Annotated in this window: 19 protein-coding genes; 12 read left to right on the top strand and 7 right to left on the bottom strand. The window is 64.7% G+C overall.

The genetic code is table 11. The features are described from left to right. Positions 1–973 (bottom strand): nitrilase-related carbon-nitrogen hydrolase (locus tag GSQ89_RS26570; RefSeq protein ID WP_305782260.1); only part of this gene is annotated, 973 nt, incomplete at its 3' end. Positions 974–1,235: 262 nt separating this feature from the next. Here GSQ89_RS26570 and hrpB point away from each other — a divergent pair. The 4 genes from hrpB (at position 1,236) to GSQ89_RS26550 (ending at position 7,183) form a co-directional block, all read left to right on the top strand. Then, positions 1,236–3,665 carry an ATP-dependent helicase HrpB gene (hrpB, locus tag GSQ89_RS26565; protein ID WP_158930957.1) on the top strand — a complete coding sequence of 810 codons (2,430 nt, stop codon included), beginning with the start codon at positions 1,236–1,238 and terminating at the stop codon, positions 3,663–3,665. A gap of 82 nt (positions 3,666–3,747) precedes the next feature. Continuing rightward, the gene (locus GSQ89_RS26560; protein WP_158930955.1) at positions 3,748–4,848 is read left to right on the top strand and encodes a trypsin-like peptidase domain-containing protein; all 1,101 of its coding nucleotides are present in this window, start codon (positions 3,748–3,750) and stop codon (positions 4,846–4,848) included. A gap of 116 nt (positions 4,849–4,964) precedes the next feature. Next, entirely contained in the window at positions 4,965–5,648 is a 684-nt protein-coding gene (locus tag GSQ89_RS26555; protein WP_158930953.1) for a response regulator transcription factor, read from the top strand. A 107-nt stretch (positions 5,649–5,755) separates the two neighbouring features. Next, the gene (locus GSQ89_RS26550) at positions 5,756–7,183 is read left to right on the top strand and encodes an ATP-binding protein (protein WP_158930951.1); all 1,428 of its coding nucleotides are present in this window, start codon (positions 5,756–5,758) and stop codon (positions 7,181–7,183) included. Between the two features lie 7 nt (positions 7,184–7,190). On the opposite strand, the gene GSQ89_RS26545 is transcribed toward GSQ89_RS26550, so the two are convergent. After that, positions 7,191–7,970, bottom strand: a complete 780-nt coding sequence (locus GSQ89_RS26545) for an ABC transporter ATP-binding protein (protein WP_158930949.1) — start codon at positions 7,968–7,970, stop codon at positions 7,191–7,193. 158 nt (positions 7,971–8,128) lie between these two features. Between GSQ89_RS26545 and GSQ89_RS26540 the strand changes: the two genes are divergently transcribed. Further along, a complete protein-coding gene (locus GSQ89_RS26540) occupies positions 8,129–8,542 on the top strand; it encodes a VOC family protein (protein ID WP_158930947.1) in 414 nt (137 codons plus the stop codon). A gap of 140 nt (positions 8,543–8,682) precedes the next feature. Here GSQ89_RS26540 and GSQ89_RS38755 read toward each other — a convergent pair whose 3' ends face one another. After that, entirely contained in the window at positions 8,683–10,053 is a 1,371-nt protein-coding gene (locus GSQ89_RS38755) for a dipeptidase (RefSeq protein ID WP_216856413.1), read from the bottom strand. Positions 10,054–10,127: 74 nt separating this feature from the next. Between GSQ89_RS38755 and arsC the strand changes: the two genes are divergently transcribed. Continuing rightward, positions 10,128–10,490, top strand: a complete 363-nt coding sequence (gene arsC, locus GSQ89_RS26530; RefSeq protein ID WP_158930945.1) for an arsenate reductase (glutaredoxin) — start codon at positions 10,128–10,130, stop codon at positions 10,488–10,490. 90 nt (positions 10,491–10,580) lie between these two features. Here arsC and GSQ89_RS26525 read toward each other — a convergent pair whose 3' ends face one another. Continuing rightward, complete coding sequence (locus GSQ89_RS26525; protein ID WP_158930943.1) at positions 10,581–11,945, bottom strand: response regulator; 1,365 nt, start codon at positions 11,943–11,945, stop codon at positions 10,581–10,583. A 171-nt stretch (positions 11,946–12,116) separates the two neighbouring features. Between GSQ89_RS26525 and GSQ89_RS26520 the strand changes: the two genes are divergently transcribed. The 3 genes from GSQ89_RS26520 (at position 12,117) to GSQ89_RS26510 (ending at position 16,079) form a co-directional block, all read left to right on the top strand. After that, positions 12,117–13,448, top strand: coding sequence for an FAD-binding oxidoreductase (locus GSQ89_RS26520; protein ID WP_158930941.1), 1,332 nt, complete (start codon positions 12,117–12,119; stop codon positions 13,446–13,448). 114 nt (positions 13,449–13,562) lie between these two features. Next, on the top strand, positions 13,563–14,537 hold the full coding sequence (gene hemB, locus GSQ89_RS26515; protein ID WP_158930939.1) for a porphobilinogen synthase: 975 nt from the start codon (positions 13,563–13,565) through the stop codon (positions 14,535–14,537). Positions 14,538–14,846: 309 nt separating this feature from the next. After that, a complete protein-coding gene (locus tag GSQ89_RS26510) occupies positions 14,847–16,079 on the top strand; it encodes a metallophosphoesterase (protein ID WP_158930937.1) in 1,233 nt (410 codons plus the stop codon). A gap of 23 nt (positions 16,080–16,102) precedes the next feature. Here the strand turns inward: GSQ89_RS26510 and GSQ89_RS26505 are convergent, their stop codons facing one another. Then, a complete protein-coding gene (locus tag GSQ89_RS26505) occupies positions 16,103–16,459 on the bottom strand; it encodes a cupredoxin domain-containing protein (RefSeq protein ID WP_158930935.1) in 357 nt (118 codons plus the stop codon). A gap of 149 nt (positions 16,460–16,608) precedes the next feature. On the opposite strand from GSQ89_RS26505, the gene GSQ89_RS26500 reads away from it, so the two are divergent. From GSQ89_RS26500 to GSQ89_RS26490, 3 genes are all read left to right on the top strand, one after another. Further along, positions 16,609–18,126: a carbohydrate porin gene (locus GSQ89_RS26500; protein ID WP_254073381.1), complete on the top strand. Its 1,518-nt coding sequence runs from the start codon at positions 16,609–16,611 to the stop codon at positions 18,124–18,126. Positions 18,127–18,243: 117 nt separating this feature from the next. Then, positions 18,244–19,410: a hypothetical protein gene (locus GSQ89_RS26495; protein ID WP_158930933.1), complete on the top strand. Its 1,167-nt coding sequence runs from the start codon at positions 18,244–18,246 to the stop codon at positions 19,408–19,410. Next, positions 19,407–20,660, top strand: a complete 1,254-nt coding sequence (locus tag GSQ89_RS26490) for a Dyp-type peroxidase (protein WP_158930931.1) — start codon at positions 19,407–19,409, stop codon at positions 20,658–20,660. Before GSQ89_RS26495 ends, GSQ89_RS26490 begins: the two co-directional genes overlap by 4 nt. Positions 20,661–20,670: 10 nt before the next feature. On the opposite strand, the gene bfr is transcribed toward GSQ89_RS26490, so the two are convergent. After that, the gene (bfr, locus tag GSQ89_RS26485) at positions 20,671–21,162 is read right to left on the bottom strand and encodes a bacterioferritin (protein ID WP_158930929.1); all 492 of its coding nucleotides are present in this window, start codon (positions 21,160–21,162) and stop codon (positions 20,671–20,673) included. An 84-nt stretch (positions 21,163–21,246) separates the two neighbouring features. After that, on the bottom strand, positions 21,247–21,444 hold the full coding sequence (locus GSQ89_RS26480; protein WP_158930927.1) for a bacterioferritin-associated ferredoxin: 198 nt from the start codon (positions 21,442–21,444) through the stop codon (positions 21,247–21,249). Between the last annotated feature and the right edge of the window lie 321 nt (positions 21,445–21,765).

Here is a 21,765-nt window from a genome sequence, read left to right as displayed (position 1 = left end):
GGAACCGCTCGACCTTGCGGCGGAACCCGACGTCGCCGGCGGGGGCGTTCACGGTGAAGCCGATGCGGCGGAAGGCCCGCGTGTGGCGGCGGCGGTTGGTATCGAACGACCCCATCTGCAAGCGCTCCTGTGCCAGCATGTCGAGGTCGATATCGGCGATCGCCGCCTGGTCCGCCACGGGAAACCGTTCGGTCTCGGCCAAAGTGTTGCCGTTCTCGAACACCGATGCCTGGCCGTCCCAGGCGAGGTCAGTCGTGGATTCCCCTGCCCCGGCGGCGGCATACAGATAGGCGGCCAGACAGCGGGCGGACTGGGAACGGCACAGCAGGCGGCGGGTCTCGGCCTTGCCGATGGTGATGTTGCTGGCCGACAGGTTCGCCAGCACGGTCGCCCCGGCGACGGCCGCCTCTCCACTGGGCGGATTGGGCACCCAGATGTCCTCGCAGATTTCTGCATGGACGATCAGGCCGCTTATGTCGGATGCTTCCCACAACAGGTCGGTGCCGAACGGGACCGTGCAGCCGCCGATGGTGATGCAACCGCCATCGGTGCCGTCGCCACTGACGAAGTGCCGGGGTTCATAGAACTCCCGATAGTTGGGCAGATGGATTTTCGGCACGACACCGAGAATCTGCCCGCGATGAATGGCCAGGGCGCAGTTGTACAAAGCGCCGAGATGCCGCAGCGGCGCGCCCACCAGCAGCAGAGGCATCAGTTCGGCCGAACCGGCGACGATCGTCTCGATCGCGGTTTCCACGGCGTCCAGCAACACCGTCTGCTGCAACAGATCGCTGATCGCGTAACCGGAAATGCCGAGTTCCGGGAATACTGCGACCGCCACCGCCTGCCGGTCGCAATCCCGGGCCATGCGCAGAATCGTTTGCGCGTTGGACGCCGGATCGGCCAACGCGGTGGTTGTGGTGCACGCGGCGACACGAGCGAAGCCGTGGCGATAAAGGGAACGGAAACTCATGACAGGCCCGGGCTGTGATAGCCTTAATATGGCGCGGGTCGGCGGTTTGCACCATCCGCGCGGCTAACGCATCAGGGCCCCCGCTATCGCGCGCACCTTGAGGCGTTTGATCAGGTCGTCGTCGACGCCTCGAACAAGAAGGTTTCCCATAGCACTCTCCTGCCGATTTCAAATTGATGGCTTTTTTTTGCTAAGGAAGATCAACAGCGACCGAAATGTGGCGTAGCCACCGCATCCGGCACGCACTATCACCCACTTCACCGTGCCAGATCTTCCCGTTGCCGACGCCCTGCCTGCCCTGCACACCGCGCTGAATGCCGGGCGCAATGCCGTGCTGGTTGCTCCGCCCGGTGCGGGCAAGACCACCCTCGTCCCACTCGCCCTGCTCGACGCCCCCTGGCGTGGAGATGGCCGTATCCTGATGCTGGAACCCCGCCGCCTCGCAACCCGCGCCGCCGCGACCCGCATGGCCTTCCTGCTGGACCAACCGCTCGGGAAGACCATCGGCTACCGCACCCGCCTGGACGGCGCCGGTTCCGCCGAAACCCGCGTCGAAGTCATCACCGAGGGCCTGCTGCTCCGTCGTCTGCAATCCGATCCCGGCCTGGACGGCGTCGCGGCGGTCATTTTGGATGAGATTCACGAACGTTCGCTCGAATCCGATCTCGGCCTCGCCCTGTGCCTCGACCTTCAGCGTATGCTGCGGCCGGAATTGAGGCTGCTCGCCATGTCCGCCACGGCAGATGGCGCCCGCCTCTCCACCCTGATGGACGCGGACATCATCGAAAGTGCCGGCCGCCAACACCCGGTCACGGTGGAGCATACCAAAAGCGACATCCCCCATATCCGCGACCTGTCGGACGCCGTCGTCAAAGCCATCCGCGCGGCATTGAACAACCACCAAGGCGACATCCTCGCCTTCCTGCCCGGCATGGCCGAAATCCGCCGCGTCCAGGCCGCCCTGGACAACTGCGTCGCCCTCGTCCTGCCCCTCCACGGCGATCTCCCGCCCGCCGACCAGGACCGGGCGCTCCGTCCGGCCGACACCCGCCGCGTCGTGCTGGCGACATCGATCGCAGAAACCTCCCTGACCGTTCCCGGCGTCCGCATCGTCGTGGATGGAGGCTGGCGCCGCACCCCGCGCCTGGATCCGGCCACCGGCCTGACTCGGCTGACCACCGCCCGCATCTCCCGCGCCGCCGCCGATCAACGCGCCGGCCGGGCGGGCCGTGAGGCCCCGGGAACCGCCATCCGCGTATGGTCGCCCGCCCTGCACAGGGGCCTGCCGGCGTTCGATCGCCCGGAAATCCTGGAAGCCGAACTATCGGGCCTGGTGCTGGAATGCGCTGCCTGGGGCACTCCGCCAGCCGACCTATCCTTCCAGGACAAGCCCCCCGCCGGTGCCGTTGCCGCTGCCGCCGCGTTGCTGAAAGACCTCGGCGCGCTGGACTCCCAAGACCGCATCACCGTGGCCGGACGGGAAATGGCCCGCATTGGCGCCCATCCCCGGCTGGCGGCGATGATGCTGGCCACCGGCACCCGGGAACAGGCCGCCCTCGCCGCCGACCTCGCCGCATTGCTGGAGGAACGCGACCCGCTGCGCTCGCAGGACGCGCCATCGGACATCGCCATCCGCCTGGCCGCCATCGCGCACGGCGACCCCAATGCCGACCGGGGGGCCCTGCACCGTATCCGCCAGACCGCCGACCAATATCGCCGCCGCATGCGAGTGCCCCGTGACACCGAAGCTGCTGGGGAACCCGGAGCGCTGCTCGCCGCCGCCTTCCCTGACCGCATCGCGCAACGCCGCGGCGAACCCGGCTCCTTTCGCCTCTCCGGCGGCGGCAGTGCGCGCCTGCCGATCACCGACCCGCTTTCCAAGGCGGGCCTGCTTGTCGCCGCGTCCCTGGAACTGAAAACCGCGTCGCGCATCCGCCTCGCCGCGCCGCTGGACCCCGGCAACCTGCCCCCTGCCCTCGCCGCCAGAGTCACCGAGCAGATCGAAGCGGCGACATTCGATGCGACCACCGGGACGGTGCTCGCCCGCCGCCGGCGTCGCCTGGGTGCCCTGATCCTCTCCGATCGCACCGAACCGGCCGACCCTGCCCAAACCGCGGCAGCCCTGGCCAACGCCGTCGCGGCACAAAATCTTCGCCCGCTGCCCTGGACCGATGTTGCCCGTCAACTTCAGGCCCGCGTGGCGCTGATGCACGTCATCGAACCCGAAACAGGCTGGCCGGACCTGACCGACGCCGCCCTGAAAATCACCGTCCAGGACTGGCTGACACCGTATCTGGCCGGAGTCACCCGCCTATCGGATATCGAAAAGCTGGACCTGCACACCATCCTGCGCGGCACAATGCCGTGGGACCTCGCATCGCGGCTGGACCGCGACCTTCCCACCCATCTGCCGCTCCCCACCGGACGGGCGGCCATCGATTACACCGAGGCACCGCCTTTGGCCTCCGCCAAGGCACAGGCCTTCTACGGCATGGCGAAAACACCATTGCTGGCCGGCGGCCGCATCACGCCGCGGCTGGCGCTTTTATCCCCTGCCGGCCGCCCGATCGCGGTCACCGCCGATCTCGGCGGCTTCTGGAAAGGCGCCTGGGCGGACGCCCGCCGCGATATGCGGGGTCGCTACCCCAGACATCGCTGGCCCGAAGATGGCGCGAATCCCTCGGAAAACTGATGTGGGGGATTCTTGTTACAGCCCCGGCCACATGCCATGTGTTTCCGACACGCGCCGCCCACCGGGAGAACCCGTTCTCATCATGCCAGTTTTCCCCTCGTCTCGCCGGCTCGACGCAATCGCCTGGCAACGGCTGTTCCAGGGTCTGTTCCTCAGCCTGGCGCTGCTGGCGACGGCTTGCTCGCCGCAATCGGCCATTGCTCGGGCCGCACCGGAAAGCCTGGCCCCGCTGGTGAAGCAGGTGTTGCCGGCCGTCGTGAATATCGCCGTCACCGAAACCGTTTCCGGCAGTGACGCACTGGGCGAGCTGCCACCGGAACTGCGCGATACGCCATTGGGCCGCGAGTTCCGCCGCCGCTTCGGCAATAAGCGCGAGCAGGTGGCGGGCGCCGGATCGGGCTTCATCATCGATCCCTCCGGCATCATCGTCACCAACAACCATGTGGTCGACCATGCCGACAAAATCGTCGTCTCCCTGACTGACGGGCGCCAGTTGCCGGCCACGGTGCTGGGCCGGGACGAACTGACCGACGTCGCCGTGATCAAGGTCAGGACCGCCGACCCGCTACCCAGCGTACCTTGGGGCGATTCACGGAAAACCGAGGTCGGCGACTGGATTATGGCCGCCGGCAACCCGTTCGGGCTGGGCGGATCGGTGTCCGTCGGCATCATCTCGGCGGAAGGCCGCGACCTGGGGTCCGGTCCGTTCGACAATTTCCTGCAGTTGGACGCCCCGATCAACCCCGGCAACTCCGGCGGGCCGGTGTTCAACATGGCGGGCCAGGTGATCGGGGTCAGTTCGGTGATCGTCTCGCCCACCGGGGCATCGGTCGGCATCGGCTTCGCCATCCCCAGCGAGGCGGTCAGCCGCACGGTCGCCCAGCTTCTCGCCAAAGGTTCCATCGCGCGCGGCTGGCTAGGTGTCTCCGTGGAGGACCGCGACGACGGCGTCACGATCGCCACCCTGGATCACAGCGGACCGGCGGCGAAAGCGGGAATCAAGGCGGGTGACGTGGTTATCGCTATCAACGGCGAAAAGATCGACAGTTCCCGCGGCCTGATCCGCACGGTCGCCGTGGTCCCCCCCGGCAACGTCGTTCGGATCACGATCCGCCGCCAGGGCCACGAGATCGAAATTCCGGTGGATGTCGGCCGCCGGCCGGCTGACCCACAGGCAGGCTGACGGTCGATCGCGAAACGCCGAGGATGCGAAGCCGATATCGCGTGCTATCTTAACACAATCATTCAATCGGATAGCGGCTGCGGCGCGCCGCGTGAGTTGGAACAGAGGAGAGCAAGATGCGCATCCTGGTGGTCGAGGATGATAAGGACGTAGCCGGCTTCGTCGTGCGCGGCCTGCGCGAAGCCGGTCATGTGGTGGAACACGCGGATAACGGCCGTGACGGATTGTTCATGGCCGCCAGCGAGACATTCGATGCGATGGTCCTCGACCGCATGCTGCCCGGCGGCATCGACGGGCTGAAAATCCTGGAAACCCTGCGCGGACAAAAAAATACCGTGCCGGTCCTGATCCTGTCCGCCATGGCGGAGGTCGACGACCGCGTCAAAGGCCTGAAGGCTGGCAGCGACGATTACCTGACCAAACCGTTCGCCTTCGCCGAACTGCTGGCCCGGGTCGAAGCGCTGAATCGCCGGGGCAAGGGCGAAGGTCCGGTGACCAAACTGGTGGTCGAGGACCTGGAACTTGACCTGCTGTCCCGCCAGGTGAAGCGCTCCGGACAGAAGATCGACCTGCAGCCGCGGGAGTTCCGCCTGCTGGAATACCTGATGCGCCACGCCGGGCAGGTGGTCACCCGCACCATGCTGCTGGAAGGCGTGTGGGACTACCATTTCGATCCGCAGACCAATGTGATCGACGTGCATGTGTCTCGCCTGCGGCAAAAAGTGGACAAGCCGTTCCCGACCGGGCTGATCCATACCGTGCGTAATGCCGGCTACATGTTACGGGCCGAACAGGCGTAGTATCATGGGGTGATGCAACCAACACCGTCGTTATCGACCCGTCATGGCCGAACCATGAAAGATCGGGAAGCGGTGTTGACCGGCAAATCGGCCAGGGCGGTCCAGGGATGATCGACCGCGGCCTCTTCCGGTCCGCCGGCTTCCGCTTCGGGGCGATCTATGCCCTGTTGCTGGCCATCAGCGCCACGGCGCTCGCTGTCTTCTTGTGGTGGGCGACCGCCGGGCTGCTCGACCGCCAGACCGAGGCGGCGATCAACGCCGACGCCCAAGGCCTGGCCGAACGCTGGACCGATGGTGGCCTGCCTGCCCTGGTGGTCACCATAGAGGACCGCCTGGCTCAGAACATCGACGACGATGCGATCTATCTCCTGGCCGATTCAAACATGAAACGGGTCGCCGGCAATCTGGCGAGTTGGCCGCCATCCGTCAGCGAGGCAGGGTCGTGGTACGAACTGCCGGTGGCGCGTGCCGGGATGAAGTCCCTGGCGAACGTGCAGTGCTATAATTTGGCCGGCGGCTTCCATTTGCTGATCGGCCGCGACGTCCAGGTGCGCGCGCAACTACGCAAAATGCTGACGGACGCCCTGCTGTGGGCGGTGGTCGTCGTGTTCCTGATGGCCACCGTTGGCGCGCTGGTGATACGCAACCTGTTCCGACGTACCCTGGCCAACGTCTCGGCCACGGCGACCGCCATCGCCGGCGGGGATTTTGCCCAGCGGGTCAGGCTGAGCGGCCGCGGCGACGAATTCGACCAGGTCGCCGAAGTGATCAACGACATGCTGGACCGGATCGGCCGTCTGATGGACGGCGTCCGGCAGGTCTCCAACGCCATCGCCCACGACCTCCGCACGCCGATCACCCGAGCTCGGACGCGTTTGGAGGATGCAGCGATCCATGCCGAAACCCCCGACGACCTGCGCGCCGCGATCGAGCGTGCCACCGTGGATCTCGACGGCATCGTGGCGGTGTTCCAGGCCCTCTTGCGCATCGCCGAGATCGAGGCCGGATCCCGCCGGTCTTCCTTCGCGCGCGTCGATCTGGCCCCCTTGCTGGCCGAGGTCGCCGATCTGTACGGCGCGGTGGCGGAGGATCGCGGCATCATGTTGGAGTTCCAGGCGCCGGAGACCGTCCCGGCCTACGGTGACAAGGCAATGATCCAGCAGGCGATCGCCAATCTGGTCGACAATGCAGTGAAATTCTCGCCGGAAGGCGGGGTGGTGCGGTTGAGCGCGGATGTCTCCTCCATGATCTTTGTCGCGGTCGGCGACCAGGGGCCGGGGATAGCCCTGGACGAGCGGGAAAAAGCGACCGATCGCTTCTATCGCGGCGAGTCCGCCCGCAGCACGCCAGGATCGGGGTTGGGGCTGTCGCTGGTCCTGGCGGTCGCCCGCCTGCATGGCGGCGAACTGCGGCTGGAAGACAACCGGCCCGGACTGCGTGCCGTCCTGGCGTTCCCGCTGCCGGAAGATGAGGAAAACCTGGGTCTCCGCCCCAAGCCCCGCCAAGGGCCGGCAGTCCCTGGAAACCCCGTATAGCGGATCGTCAGGCCGCGGTCCCCAGATACGCCCGGATCACATCCGGATTCTGCCTGACGTTCTCCGGACTCCCATCAGCGATCTTGCGCCCGAAATTCACCACCACGACTTTGTCAGACACCGACATCACCAAACTCATGTGGTGTTCCACCAACAGCACGGTGACACCCTGTACGTCACGTACCCGTCGGATCTGGCCCTCCAACGTATGCACCTCGTCATGGTTCAGCCCCGCCGCCGGCTCGTCCAGCAACAGCAACTTGGGTTCGGCCGCGAGTGCCCGGGCAAGCTCGACCCGCTTCCGGATCGGAAACGGCAGCCCCGCGACGACGCGATGGGTGAATGCGGCAAGGTTCATGAACGCGATCAAATCCATCGCCTTGTCGCGTATCGTCGCTTCTTCCCGTCCCACCGACGGCAGCCGCAAGGCGTTCTCGACAAAGCCCGCGCTGGTACGGCTGTGGCGGCCGACCATCACGTTCTCCAGCACCGTCAACCGATCGAACAATGCGACGTTCTGGAACGTCCGTCCGATCCCGATCATTGGAATTTTGTGCCGGGGCACCGACAGGACCGACTGGCCTTCGAACGTGATTTCTCCAGCACTGGGCTGGTACAGCCGGCTGAGGCAGTTGAACAATGTCGTCTTCCCGGCGCCATTGGGGCCGATCAGCCCGGCGATCTGCCCGGGCATGACGTCAAAGCTGACATCATCCAGGGCGACCACGCCGCCAAAACGAAGGGTCACACCCCGCACGGACAAAAGCGGCGTCGAATTTTCAGGCATCGTGTCGATACATCCCCCAGAGCGCCGGATCCCAGTGCGCCGAGGCTGGACCGCTGCCCGATCCTTGATCCCCGCCGCCAACCCTACACTGCGCAAGGACCGCAGCGCGCGCAAGCGCCCGTGTTGACCGCGAACGCCACCCTGTTAACATTCGGACAATGGGAACATTCCAATTCGACCACCTGCACCTCCGCAGCCCCGATCCCGACGCCACCGCTCGGTTTTTCGAGACGATGTTTGACGCCCAGGCAACGCGCGGCATCTATCCGCCGGGCACGCTGTATCCCGGCCAGATGCGCGTCACCATGATCGTGGGTGGCCAGAAAATTCTGATCGCCCCCACCCATCCGCATGATCCGATGACCCCGGCCCCGGGATTCCCGTACTACGGCCTGGAGCACATCGGCTTCACCATCGCGGATCTGGATGCCACGATAGCCGCGCTCCGGGCAAAAGGCGCGGATGTGGCGATCGGCCCGCTGACCCGGGATGCCGGAACCTATCTGGCGTTCATCCGCGGCCCGGAAGGCATCATGGTAGAACTTGTCCAACAACGGCGGGATTCGCTGTAGTCGGCAATCGCGCCACGACGCGCGATATCGAGACCTGACAGAAGGCCAACGTCGAAAACGCCGGAATCCCAAGTGCCTGTGCCAGTCGCAGCGACACGCCCCGGCATCGGTGCATCCATCAATGACGAGCGGGGATCAAATCAAGCCATACAGGCCTCGAATACTCGGACATAGTTCCCGCCCAGTATCTTTCCGGTATCGATCGCGCTGAATCCTGCCCCGAGCAGCGCCTCGGCCAGCGCTGGCAGGCGATCGTAGTCGGGGAACGTGCTTGGGCCGACCAGCCCGAGCATATCGCTGCCCAGCCCGACGTGATCCACGCCGACCGCGTCCACCATACGCGCCATGCCGGCGGCGAGCGCGTCCATCGTCGGAAACACCGACACAGGTGGCCATACGCCGATCACGCCCCCGGTTTGCGCCACCAGACGGCCATGCTCCGGCACGATCAGGCGGCTGAAGCGGGACGGCCTGGTGGCCAGGGACGTATGCGAGAGCACCAGCGGTTTTGTCGTTACCGCTACGGCGCGTTTGACCAGGTCGAACGTGCCGTGCGCGACATCGACCACGATGCCCAAACGGTTGCAGCGGCGGATCACCTCGGCACCGGTGTCGGTCAGGCCACCATGCACCGGCGGTTCGGTCTGGATGTCGCCAAACTCGTTCACCCGGTAGTGAGTCAGTTGCAGATGACGCAACGACCAGCGCTTGTAAGCCTCCTCCACCCGATCGGGTTGACCTTCGAGGAAGTCGGCACCCTCGGCCGCGATGATGACGGAGGGCTTGCCAGCCGCGGCCGCGCGCAGGCCCTCCGCGTCGGTCACGATCGCCAGGCCCTGGGTCCGCGCCATGTCGTGCAGACGCCCGAAGGCAAGTTGGCCGTATGCATATAGCTCGTTCGGATCGGGATCGCGGTAGGGACGGATCTTTCCGTCGATCAACCTGTGGGTCGGACTATCGGAGACGACCGCCAGGCAGACCGCCGCCATCCCGCCCTTGCGCATCGGCACGCTGACCGGGCCGAACGCCGACCCGCTCCGCATCCGAACCATGCTGGCGATGCCGCCGGCATGGCTGTGCAGATCGACCGTGGTAGTTGCCTCCATCGCCGCCCGCGCGCCGTCCGGAGCGACCGGAGCGGCCAGACACATCAAAGGCCCAGCCGTCAGTGCCCGCCGGCGCGTGATCCCCGCCCATCCCGGCGGATCGACCGGGCGGGCGTCGGCCAACCGATAGCGCGCGTGCCCTTCGGCCGCGCCGCGGACGTGCCATACACCGGACAGACGCACCGCCCCCACGCACAGCGGCACCGGCGCATGTGCCTCGATCTCGATCGTCCCCCTGGGATCGCGCGGCGCGCAGCCAGGGCAGCAGCCGGGTTCTTGCGTCAACAGGAAGCGCACCGCCCGCTTCTGGCCTGGCACCGCCACGAGGTATCCGGACACTGTCACGATCCGACCGTCCGCCACATCGGCACCGGAAGACCCAAGTTCGTCCCACCGGATCAGCATACGCCCCCTCCCCCGGCATTGATCGGCGCCGTCAGGTCGGGGATAAATGCGTACCCGACCAGAGGAGCGACGCAATGCCCCGAACCGCCGAAACGATCATCTATCATAATCCGAATTGCGGTACGTCCCGTAAAGTCCTGGGGATTCTGCGAGAGGCAGGGCTGGAACCCACGGTCATCGAATATCTGAAGACGCCGCCGACCCGCGCCGAGTTGGTCTCGCTCTTGGAACGGATGGGCAAGACGCCACGCCAGATCCTGCGCCGCAAGGGCACACCGTATGAGGAACTTGGCCTCGAGGACCCGGCGAAATCCGACGACAGCCTGATCGACGCCATTCTGACCCATCCGATCCTGCTGGAACGGCCGGTCGTCGTTACGCCACGCGGCGTCCGCCTGTGCCGCCCCGCCGAGGAAGTCGCTGCGCTGATCGGTTGACGGGTCACGTATGAACCGACCGCCCGGAGATGGCCCTGATCGCCTTTTGCGACGGCTTCCTGGAATCGGCAGGCCACTGAGGGCCAAGATCTAGTTCTGTGCCGTCTCTGAACCCACCACCGGGCGTTCGGCAGCCAACACGTCACGCACCATGGCTGCCAACTGCGCCGCGCTGAACGGCTTGCGAAGCAGTGCCGTAGCGGCGCGCAGCGGCGGATCGACCTGCTCGTAGCCGGTGGTGAACAGCACCTTTATGCCCGCGTCGACGTCGCGTGCGGCCTCTGCCAACGCGCGCCCGCTGACGCCGCCCGGCAGGCCAATATCGGTGAACAACAGATCGATCCCACCGTGGTCGGCGATCAGGCGGAATGCCTCCATTGCATCCGGCGCTTCCAGCACATCATAATCCAGTTTCCGTAACATCTTAACGCAGGACGAGCGCACCGCCGCGTCGTCCTCCACCACCAGGATCGTTGTCCGCCCGCCGGCATCATGGTGCGAAATGGTGGTTGTGGGTGGCACACAGCGCGGCAGGACAAGCCGCAGTGACAATCCGCCTGCCGCGGCGGCCGGTCGCAACAGAAACCCATTGGCCTCCTGCACGAACGCGCGTGCGACGGATAGATAGGCGCTGCTCAGGTCGTCGGCCGGCAACCAGGCTTGCGGCTCGTCGGCTTCGGGGGCGCCGCCGACCGCGATCTGGACGTAGTCGCCCGGCGGCACGGAGGGATACGCAGCCTCGAAAACCGCATCCAGGTGAATATTCGACACCGCAATGATCAGCTTCGCCCCGTCGGGGCCCCGATCGCGGGCATTGATCGCCAGGGAGAGCAGCGCGTTCTCCATTTGCGTCACGTCGGCCCACGTGAACCACGACACGTCGGACGACACCACATCCAGGCCGATGCGATCGCCCAGGGCACGCCGCAGCAGGTCGGATACCCCGATCAGCAACCGATCGACGGGTACCGCCTCGGGCTCCGGGACTGGCTGGCGGGAGAACGACAGCAGCAATCCAGTCAGCGCGGCGGCCCGCTGCACGGCCTGCAAGGCTGCCTCAGTGTGACGCAGCAGTCGCTGCTGGGTGCCATCCAGGCGATTGGCCACCATCTCCACGTTGCTGCTGATCACCGTCAGGTGGTTGTTGAAGTCATGCGCGGCACCGACGGTCAGCCTGCCCAGCGCCTCCATCTTTTGGGAGCGCCGCAGCGCCTGTTCCATCGCCGCACGCGCCCGCTCTGTCCTGTCGAGAGCATCGCGCGCGACCGCCAGCATCTTGACCGAAGGCCACGCCGCCAGGACCATGCCGGCGACCCCGACCATCGCGGCGACCCAAACCTGGCCTGTCAGCCATGATGCCAGAAGAGTGGCCAATACGATGCCAATGATGGACAATCCCGGCCATACACCGGGAACGGCGACCGCGCGCAGCCAAACCACCAGCCGATCGGGCATCGACGCAAAACCAGCCAGATGAATGCGGGATGGCGGCAAGGGCAACATGGAACGGCGAGATTTGCCACAAGCGCCGCACTCTCGCCATGCCAGGACGGTAACGATATGATCACGGCAGCGTGAGGATCGCATTCGTGCACTCGGTTTTTTAATCACTACCCGGAATCCCGCATGGCCCCATCTGTCGATCGCGTCCGCACCGACCCCTCCCATCCGGCGACAGCCCGCGTCGTCGTGATCGGTGGCGGTATCATCGGCGTCTGCACGGCGTTTTTTCTTGCCCGCAAAGGCATCAAGGTCGTGCTATGCGAAAAGGGCGAGATCGCCGGCGAGCAGTCCAGCCGCAACTGGGGCTGGTGCCGCAAAATGGGCCGCGACCCGCGGGAAATCCCGCTGGCGATAGAGGCACTGCGGTTGTGGCCCGAGATGAACACGCTGGTCGGCGCCGAAACGGGCTTCCGCCGCGATGGCATCATTTATCTGTGCCGGACGCAGAAGGAACTGGCGAAGCGCGAGGCGTGGCTGGAGTCCGTCGGCAAGCCGTTCCAACTCGACAGCCGGTTGCTAAGCCGCAATCAGTTGACCCGGGTGCTGCCCGGTCTCGCGGGCCCGTGGTTGGGCGGGCTGTCCACACCCAGCGACGGCCGAGCGGAACCGGCGCACGCAGCGCCGGCGATCGCGGAAGCCGCTCGGCGGCTGGGGGCAACGATCCTGACCCAGTGCGCGGTACGGGGCGTCGAGACTCAGGGTGGCCGGATCGCCGGGGTGGTGACGGAGCGGGGCACGATCGCCTGCGAGTCGGTGGTGCTGGCCGGTGGAGTTTGGTCGCGACTGTTCTGCCGCCCGCTGGACCTGCGGTTGCCGCAATTGAAGGTATTGTCCTCGGTGATGCGTACCGAACCGTTGGCTGGTGGCCCGGAGACCTCGGCCAGCGGCTTCGGGTTTGGCCTGCGCAAGCGGCTGGACGGCGGTTACACGCTGGCAAGCTGGAACGGCAACATCGCCGACATCGTCCCGGATACGTTTCGCTTTCTCGGCGATTTCCTGCCGGCGATGCTGATGCAGCGGGGTAGCGTCAAACCGCGTCTCGGTGGGCGGTTCGTGCGCGAATTGCTCCTGCCGCGGCGATGGCGGCTGGATCGGCCCTCCCCGTTCGAAGCGGTTCGCGTGCTGGACCCGCCGGCGCACCAGGCGATTCTGAAGCAGGCCCGTACCCATGTGACCGAAGCTTTCCCGGTGTTCCACGGGATGCGGGTCGCCGAAAGCTGGGGCGGGATGATCGACGTCACCCCGGACGGTATTCCGGTGATCTCCGGGGTGGACGCGCTGCCGGGCTTTTTCATCGCCACCGGGTTTACTGGGCATGGCTTCGGAATCGCCCCCGGCGCGGGGCGCCTGATGGCGGAACTGGTGATGGGCGAAACGCCGGTGGTCGATCCGACGCCTTTCCGCTATAGCCGGTTCACGGACGGCACGCGCCACAGGCCCTCGCCGCTCGCCTAGGCCAAATTCAGGCTGGCGGTGACGCCTGGGGTTGGTCTTGCGCTGCATTGGACCACACGATTCGCGCGCTTTGGACGTTCTGCCCGACGCGATCATGTTTTAGGGATTCTCGGGATGGTCAACAGCTTCCCCTCCATGCGCCTTCGCCGCCTGCGGTCCAACCAGGCGATGCGGGATTTGCTGCAGGAGAACACCGTTTCGGTGAACGACCTGATCTATCCGATCTTCGTCGAGGAGGAACTGGACGACTTCGCCCCGGTGGAGTCCATGCCGGGCGTGTTCCGGATTCCGGAACACAAGCTGGACGTCGCGGTAAAGGAGATCGCCGCGACGGGGATCAAGGCGGTGATGACGTTCGGGGTGAGCCATCGGAAGGACGATATCGGCAGTGACTCGTGGAACCGGGACGGGTTGCTGGCGCGCATGATCAAGCGGGCGAAAGACGCGGCGCCGGAACTGATGGTGATCTCCGACACATGCTTCTGCGAATACACCACGCATGGCCATTGCGGAGTGATCCACGGCAGCGACGTGCATAACGACCACACGATCGAGAACCTGGGCCGGCAGTCGGTGGTCGCGGCGGAGGCCGGGGCGGACATGATCGCGCCCTCGGCGATGATGGACGGCCAGGTGGCGGCGATCCGTTCGGCGCTGGACGGCAACGGGTTCGACGGGATTCCGATCATGGCGTACTCGTCGAAGTTCGCCTCGGCGTTCTACGGGCCGTTCAGGGCGGCGGCGGGCTGCGACCTGCAGGGCGATCGCAAGGCGTATCAGATGAACCCGATGAACGGGCGGGAAGCGCTGCGGGAGTCTGACCTGGATGAGGCCGAGGGCGCCGACATCCTGATGGTGAAGCCGGCGATGCCGTATCTGGACGTGTTGTCGCGGATCCGGCAGCGCAGCTTGCTGCCGCTGGCCGCGTACCAGGTCAGCGGCGAATACGCGATGATCAAGTTCGCCGCGCTGGCTGGGGCGATCGACGAACATCGGGTGGTGCGGGAAAGCCTGGGTGCGATCAAGCGCGCCGGCGCCGACCTGATCCTGACCTACTTCGCGATGGACATCGCCAGGCAGGGCTTCTGAGCTTCAGGCCTCCGGACCGGCCTGTCTGGATCGCTGAAGCGTATTGTGATAAAGCTGCCCCAAAGCAGGGGTGATATTGAGACCGGTTTGCGGTCCCGTCGGGGTCAGCAGCTGTCATAAAACGTTCCGATGCACACCCCGCCGGCGATCAATAGACTCGTGGCTGGTATCGACGGTCTTCGCCTTTGTTACTGAACCGGTCGGATCGATCAACGCCCGGTGTCCCCTCAAGTTCCCGAGCCCGCAGGCACCGACCAAGCCGTGCGACTGTCGATACGACACGTGGAATGTTCCGTCTCAGGAGATCGCATGAGCAAGCACAGACTCACCCACGGCCGTGGCACAGGCAACCGGCGTCATCATACCCCTACGGCGCCCACATCTCATGCGGCCGGGGCAAAGCTGCCGGTGCAGTCGACGCATTTCGTCGCACCGCATTTTCCATTCCAGCCTTTACCCACGCCCAACGGGCCCGCGCCATATCGTTTCGATTTGTCGCATCTGCTGCATACTGAGGACGTGCAGCGGATCACCGAGTCGGGTTCCCTGGTGTTCCACACCGTCGGCGACACCGGCGATGAGCGCGGCAAGCAGATGGATTTCGTCTCCGCCATGATGACGGAGGATTATGACGCCCAGCCGGAGGGCAAGGCGCCCGCATTCTTCTATCACCTCGGCGACGTGGTCTATTTCGCTGGCGATATCGATATGTACGGCGAGAATTTCTACGAAACCTACAACGAATATCCCGGCCTGATCGTGGCGATCCCGGGCAATCACGACTGCCAGCCGGATGATCCGCAAGATGGGCCGGTCGATCCGAACAAGGTGCCGCTCGACGGCTGGGTGCAGAACTTCATGTCGAAGGACCCCAGCAAGCTCGGGTCGCTGAAGACGTCGTCGTCGCGGACCCAGATGGACCTGCCCAACGTCTACTGGACCTTCACGACGCCGTTCGCCACCATCATCGGATTGTTCTCCAACGTCAGCGAAACCGAGGCCGAACTGCATCCCGATCAGATCGCCTGGTTCAAAGGCGAGTTGACCGCGGCCGATCCGAACCTGGCGCTGATCGTGGCCATCCACCATCCGCCGTTTTCCGGCGATACCGAACATTCCGGCAGCAGCGTCGCGGAGAAAGTGCTGTTCGAGAGCTTCGCGGCAACCGGCCGCTACCCGCATCTGATCCTGTCCGGCCATGTCCACAACTACCAGCGATTCACGGTGAAGCAGGCTAGCCCGAAGGGTCACATCGAGATCCCGTGCGTCGTAGCCGGTGCCGGCGGCTACACCAAGCTTGGCAAGCTGCACAAAGTCCATTCCGAATACCCTACCGTACCGCTGGAGGTGTCCGACACCCTGACCCTGGAACAGTACGATCAAGACAATTTCGGCTTCCTGCGGCTGGAGGTCAGCAAGACCGCGATCACAGGCATTTATTTCTCGGCGCCTTACGAGGAAACGAAGACGCCGCCGCTGACCGAGACAGATCGTTTTACGATCGATGTGGATGCGCGCACGGTAACGACGACTTCAGGCTGACTGAATAAGTCCGACCCATGCCGCTATTCGGAGATCACGACTCCCTTTGCGGTATCGGGATGAAACTCGCCCATGAATGGGAAGCGCCCGGGACCGAGCGGATGGAGCTTGATGATGCCGTAGCGGCCGCCGACGATGACCTTCTCGACTTGTAGCGCGGTGGAATCGAATTCCTCGGGCGTGGTGTCCATGTTGGTGACCACCAGGGTCGTGGGCTGACCGGTTTTGACGTGGATCTCGGCCGGATCGAAGCGGTGATCCTTCAGCGTGACCTTGATCTGTGGCGGGTCCTCGGCTACCGCGGGTCCGCACAGGCATAGCCCGGCCAGGATCAGGCTGGTGGCGCCGAACCGCCAGGACGTCGAACGGTCGTCAGGCATCAATGAAATCCTCCTACCAGGATTGTCTGTATCCCGGTCGCACCGGACGGTTCAACCGGCTGGCTGCTAATTATTCGCAGTTGCACCGTTATTGCAAATCATTCTCAATTGCGTCATATCAAGCCCTACGCAATCAGGAGCAAATGGGAATGCCTCACGACACCAGGACGGCCGGCCACCAGCCCATCGTCAAGCGCATGACATTGTCCTCGATGACCGGGTTGCGGCTGATCGCCGTGGCGTCGGCGTGGACGGGCGGGGCGGCCTTGTTGCATGCGGCCCTCGCCGCACCGCCGTCGCTGAGTGTGCCGACTGACGAAGATCTGCAGACGGATCAGAGCGGAGCGGGCGGTTCTTTTGTCGACAAGTTGGGGCGCACCAGCCTGTTGCTGGGTGACATGGGCGGCCTGCGCACGGAACTGGCCAAGTACGGCATCTCGCTTGCGATCCAGGAAACCAGTGAGGTGCTGGGCAACGTCAGCGGAGGCACCCACAGGGGCGCGGACTATGACGGCCTGACGCAGATGCTGTTGCAATTGGATACTAACCGCGCTTTTGGCTGGTATGGCGGCACATTCAACATCAGCGCGCTGCAACTTCATGGCAGAAGCCTGAGTTCCGACAACCTGCAAACCCTGCAAACGGCGAGCGGGATCGAGGCGGATCGTTCGACCCGGCTGTGGGAACTCTGGTATCAGCAGAAATTCCTGGATGAAGACCGGCTTGATATCAAGATCGGCCAGCAGAGCCTGGACCAGGAATTCATGGTCAGCCAGAACGCCGGCTACTTCATCAACACGATGTTCGGATGGCCGATGGTGCCGTCGGCCGATCTGCCCGGCGGCGGCCCGGCCTATCCGTTGTCGGCGCTGGGCATCCGCTTTCGCTATCGTCCGATCGATTCGCTGACATTCCTGCTGGGCGTGTTCAACGGCAGCCCGGTGGCCAACAACAATGGCGATCCCCAGGCGGTCAACGCGTCCGGCACCAGCTTTCCGTTGCATAACGGCGTGATGGTGATCGGGGAGATGCAGTTCACCTACCCTGCCCTGGGTTCCATGATCAGCGCGGATACGCCGCAGCCGCTGTCCCGGGTGTACAAACTGGGTTTCTGGTATGATTCGGAGAATTTCGCCGACCAAGCCTACGACTTCAACGGCGTGTCGCTCGCCAGTCCCTCGAGCAACGGCATACCGCTGAACCATCATGGCGATTTCAGCGTCTATGCCGTCGCCGACCAACTGGTCTGGGTCGATCCGCATGAGGGCGACCGGACGGTCAACGTGTTTGCCCGCGTGCTGGGGGCACCGCAGGCCAATCGCAATCTGATCACGTTCAGCGCCAACGCCGGCGTGACGGTCCATGAACCGTTCCTGCATCGCGACGCCGACACGTTCGGCCTCGGGTTCGGCTTCGCCAAGGTGAGCGGTTTCGCCTCGGCGTTGGACCAGGCGACGGCAATCGACACCGGGGTCTACACCCCAATCCGCAGCAGCGAGACCTATATCGAGGCGACCTACCAATACCAGGCGACGCCGTGGCTGCAGATCCAGCCGGACGCGCAGTATGTGTTTACGCCCGGCGGCGGGCTGGCCGATCCCAACAATCCCGGACATCGCATCGGCAACGAACTGGTGCTTGGCGTTCGCACGAACATCCTGTTCTGAGAGGGCATCATGCCGACCATCACCCGCGTTCCGGCCTTGACCGGCGCACCGGATTTCAATAATGCGACTAACTCGCATCTAGTCACGTCCACATCGCCGTCATCTTGGATGCCTAACATGACCCTGCCCTTCGATCACCAACGCCGACACTGGTCCGCCGGCCTGGCCGTGGTGCTGGCCGCCGCCCTGGTTGTCCTAGCCCTTCCGGCTCGGGCGGATGCCCCGCGCGGGTTCCTGGAGACGGTGAAGCGGCATGTCACCCTGACGTCCACCGTGCCGGACAACGGTGACCAAAACCCATATGCGCTGGTCGTGGCGCCGGTCTCGGCCGGGAAGATCCAGAAGGACGACGTGCTGGTCGACAACTTCAACAACATCTCGAACTTGCAGGGCCTCGGCACGACGATCGTCCATTACAACCCGTCGACCAAGAAGACCGAGTTGTTCGCCAAGCTGCCGCACAACCTGCCGCAATGCCCCGGTGGCGTCGGGCTGACCACCGCGATGACGATGCTGAAAACCGGCTGGGTGATCGTCGGCAGCCTGCCCAGCAACGACGGCACCACCCGGACCCGAGGCAACGGCTGCCTGCTGGTGCTCGATTCCAACGGCCAGTTGGTGGATACCTGGACCGGACCCGATATCAACGGCCCCTGGGGCAACATGGCGGTCATCGATAACGGGACGTCCGCCACCTTGTTCATCAGCATGGCGGGTTTCGACCTGCCGGGACCGCAGGTGCGCGATCCGTCGTCCGGCTACCCGATCACCTTGCACAAAGCGACCGTGATGCGGATCGAATTGACTATTCCGCCGGGCAAACCGCCGACGATCCAGAATAAGACCGTCATTGGCAGCGGCTTCAGTGCCCGAGCGGACAAGGGTGATTTCTTGTTGGGTCCCACCGGGCTGGCGATCGCCCCGGATCACACGCTGTATGTCTCCGATGCGCTCGACAACCGCATCGATGCGATTTCGGACGCAACGACACGGACCACCAGCGCCGGCACGGGTCAGGAAATCACCAAGGACGGGCTGCTGAGCCATCCGCTGGCGCTGATGATCCTGCCGAACGGGCATCTGCTGTCGTGCAATGCGTGGAATGGCCAAGTGGTGGAGATCGATCCGCTGGCGCACAAGCAGATTTATGCGCAGTGGATCGATAACAACCAGGCGCAATCGCCACCCGGCAATGGCGACCTGTTCGGGATCGCCATGCGGCCCGACGGCAAAGCATTCTATTATGTCGAAGATGATATGAACACGATCGTGGAGTCACGATGAACCGTCTGCGCTCTTCCCGTCGAGGTCTGCTGGCCGCCGCCGGTGGACTGGTTGCCTCGGCGGGCGTCCAGGTCGCGGCTCGGGCGGCCCCGGATGCGGCGGTCGCCAAACTGCCCGCCACGACCGAGGCGTTCTGGGGCGACCATCAGGCTGGCATCACGACGAAGCAGCAATCGCATTGCTATTTCGCCGCGTTCGACCTGACCACGGAAAAGCGCGACGACGTCATCGCGCTGTTGAAAACCTGGACGAACGCCGCCGCTCGGTTGACCGCCGGGCAGACCGCCGAACCGATGGGAACCGACCACGACGCTCCGGGGCCGGATTCCGCTGACGCCCTGGGGCTATCGCCGGCTCGGCTGACGATTACGTTCGGCTTCGGTCCAGGCCTGTTCGTCAAGGACGGCAAGGATCGTTACGGGCTGGCTGGCTCGCGGCCGGACGCCCTGATCGACCTGCCGCGGTTCAACGGCGACCAGATGGTGGCTGAGAAGACGGACGGCGACCTGTCGATCCAGGCCTGCGCCGACGACCCGCAGGTCGCGTTCCACGCCGTCCGCCAGTTGGCTCGTTTGTCTTACGACGCGGCCGATCTTCGCTGGTCGCAGACTGGCTTTACATCGCCGCCCGCCGACGGCTCGACGACGCGGAACCTGATGGGTTTCAAGGACGGCACGCAATCGCCGCCGGACGTGGCCAAGGCCGTCTGGGTCGGCGACGACGGGCCGGTATGGATGCGTGGCGGCAGCTACCTTGTCGTGCGGCGCATTCGGATGGCGCTGGAGCACTGGGACCGCACCAAGGTTTCGTTCCAGGAGCAGACGTTCGGACGGCAGAAATACTCCGGGGCGCCGCTGGGTTTGAAAGGCGAGTTCGAACCACTGGGTCTCGACCGGACCGATGCCGACGAAAACCCGATCATTCCGGAAAACGCGCATGTGCGGCTGGGCAACGCCGCAGCCAACGGCGCGGCCGAGATCCTGCGCCGGGGCTATTCCTACAACGACGGCGTGAACTTCACCGCGGAGCGCTGGCCGCCGTGGCGCCAGGGGATGGAGTACGACGCTGGCCTGCTGTTCCTGTGCTATCAGACCGATCCGCGGACGGGCTTCGTCAAGCTGTTCGAGAAAATGGCGAAGTTCGACATGCTGAACCAGTTCGTGACGCACACAGGCGGCGGGCTGTTCGCCATCCCTGCCGGCATCCGGCAGGGCGAATATGTTGGGCAGCGTCTGTTCGAGAAGGCTTGACCCCGGGGCGTTATGACGGCCCTTGCTCCGGGGCGGGGGCGGCGTTCAGCAGAATATAGCGCTCGATCCCGATCTGCTTGATCAGGTCGAACTGGCGTTCGAGGAAGTCGACATGGTCTTCCTCGCTGTCCAAGATGTACACTAGCAGGTCGCGGGAGACGTAGTCGCGCACGCTCTCGCAATAGGCGATGCCTTCCCGCAGGTCGTCGAGCGCCTTGGTTTCCAGGCTGAGATCGGCGTTGAGGATTTCCTCCACGGTTTCGCCGACGGCGATCTGGTTCAGCCGCTGGACATTGGGCAGGCCGTCGAGGAACAGGATTCGCTCGATCAGCTTGTCCGCGTGCTTCATCTCCTCGATCGACTCGTCGTATTCCTGCTTGCCGAGCTTGGTGACGCCCCAGTGTTTCAGGATGCGGGCGTGGAGGAAGTATTGGTTGATGGCGGTCAGCTCATTGGTGAGCTGCGTGTTCAGGTGCTCAACCACCTTGGGGTCTCGAAGCATGGGATTCCTCCGTCATAGGCGGATCGATCCTGGACGCTTCGCGGCGTCACGTCGAGGCAAACCTTGGTGTGCGCCGGCCGGCCGTCAATCGGCGCCTTGCAGTTGCTCCGTCATCTGGCTGGCGTGGTCGCGCACCAGGTTGAGGACGGCCTGCACGCATTGCCCGCACTGCGCCCGGCAGCCGCAGGCGGCGTATATTTCGCCAGGACGGGTGCTGCCCGTTGCCATTGCGGCCTGCTTGAGCTTCCGGTCGGTCAGTGCGTTGCAAAGGCAGATATACACTTGCGTCCATCCCTGTCCTTGGACAGAGCTAGCCCATATGCAAATGACTCGCAAGTGCAGATACGTCCATGCAGATGTGCTCATTTTGGGGGATACGGTCTTCCACGCCGTAACCTGGGTTATCCCATAGGTATCAGGATAGCGGCGACGGGGAGAATTGTTTGGCCGGGCCGCCATGCTCTTATCGTCATGGCCGGGCGTGTTCCGGCCTTCCTCGCACCGGCAGATGAAGCGCGGATGGCCGGGACACGCCCACGGCTGTCTGGCACGATTTTTGAGTCCTGAACGCAATATTTCGCTGTACAAGCCGCACGGTATTGA

This window comes from Acidisphaera sp. S103 (assembly GCF_009765975.1).
Classification (GTDB): Bacteria; Pseudomonadota; Alphaproteobacteria; order Acetobacterales; family Acetobacteraceae; genus Rhodopila.
Note: the sequence above shows the minus strand (reverse complement) of the source record. Positions and strands in the feature narration are given on the sequence as shown.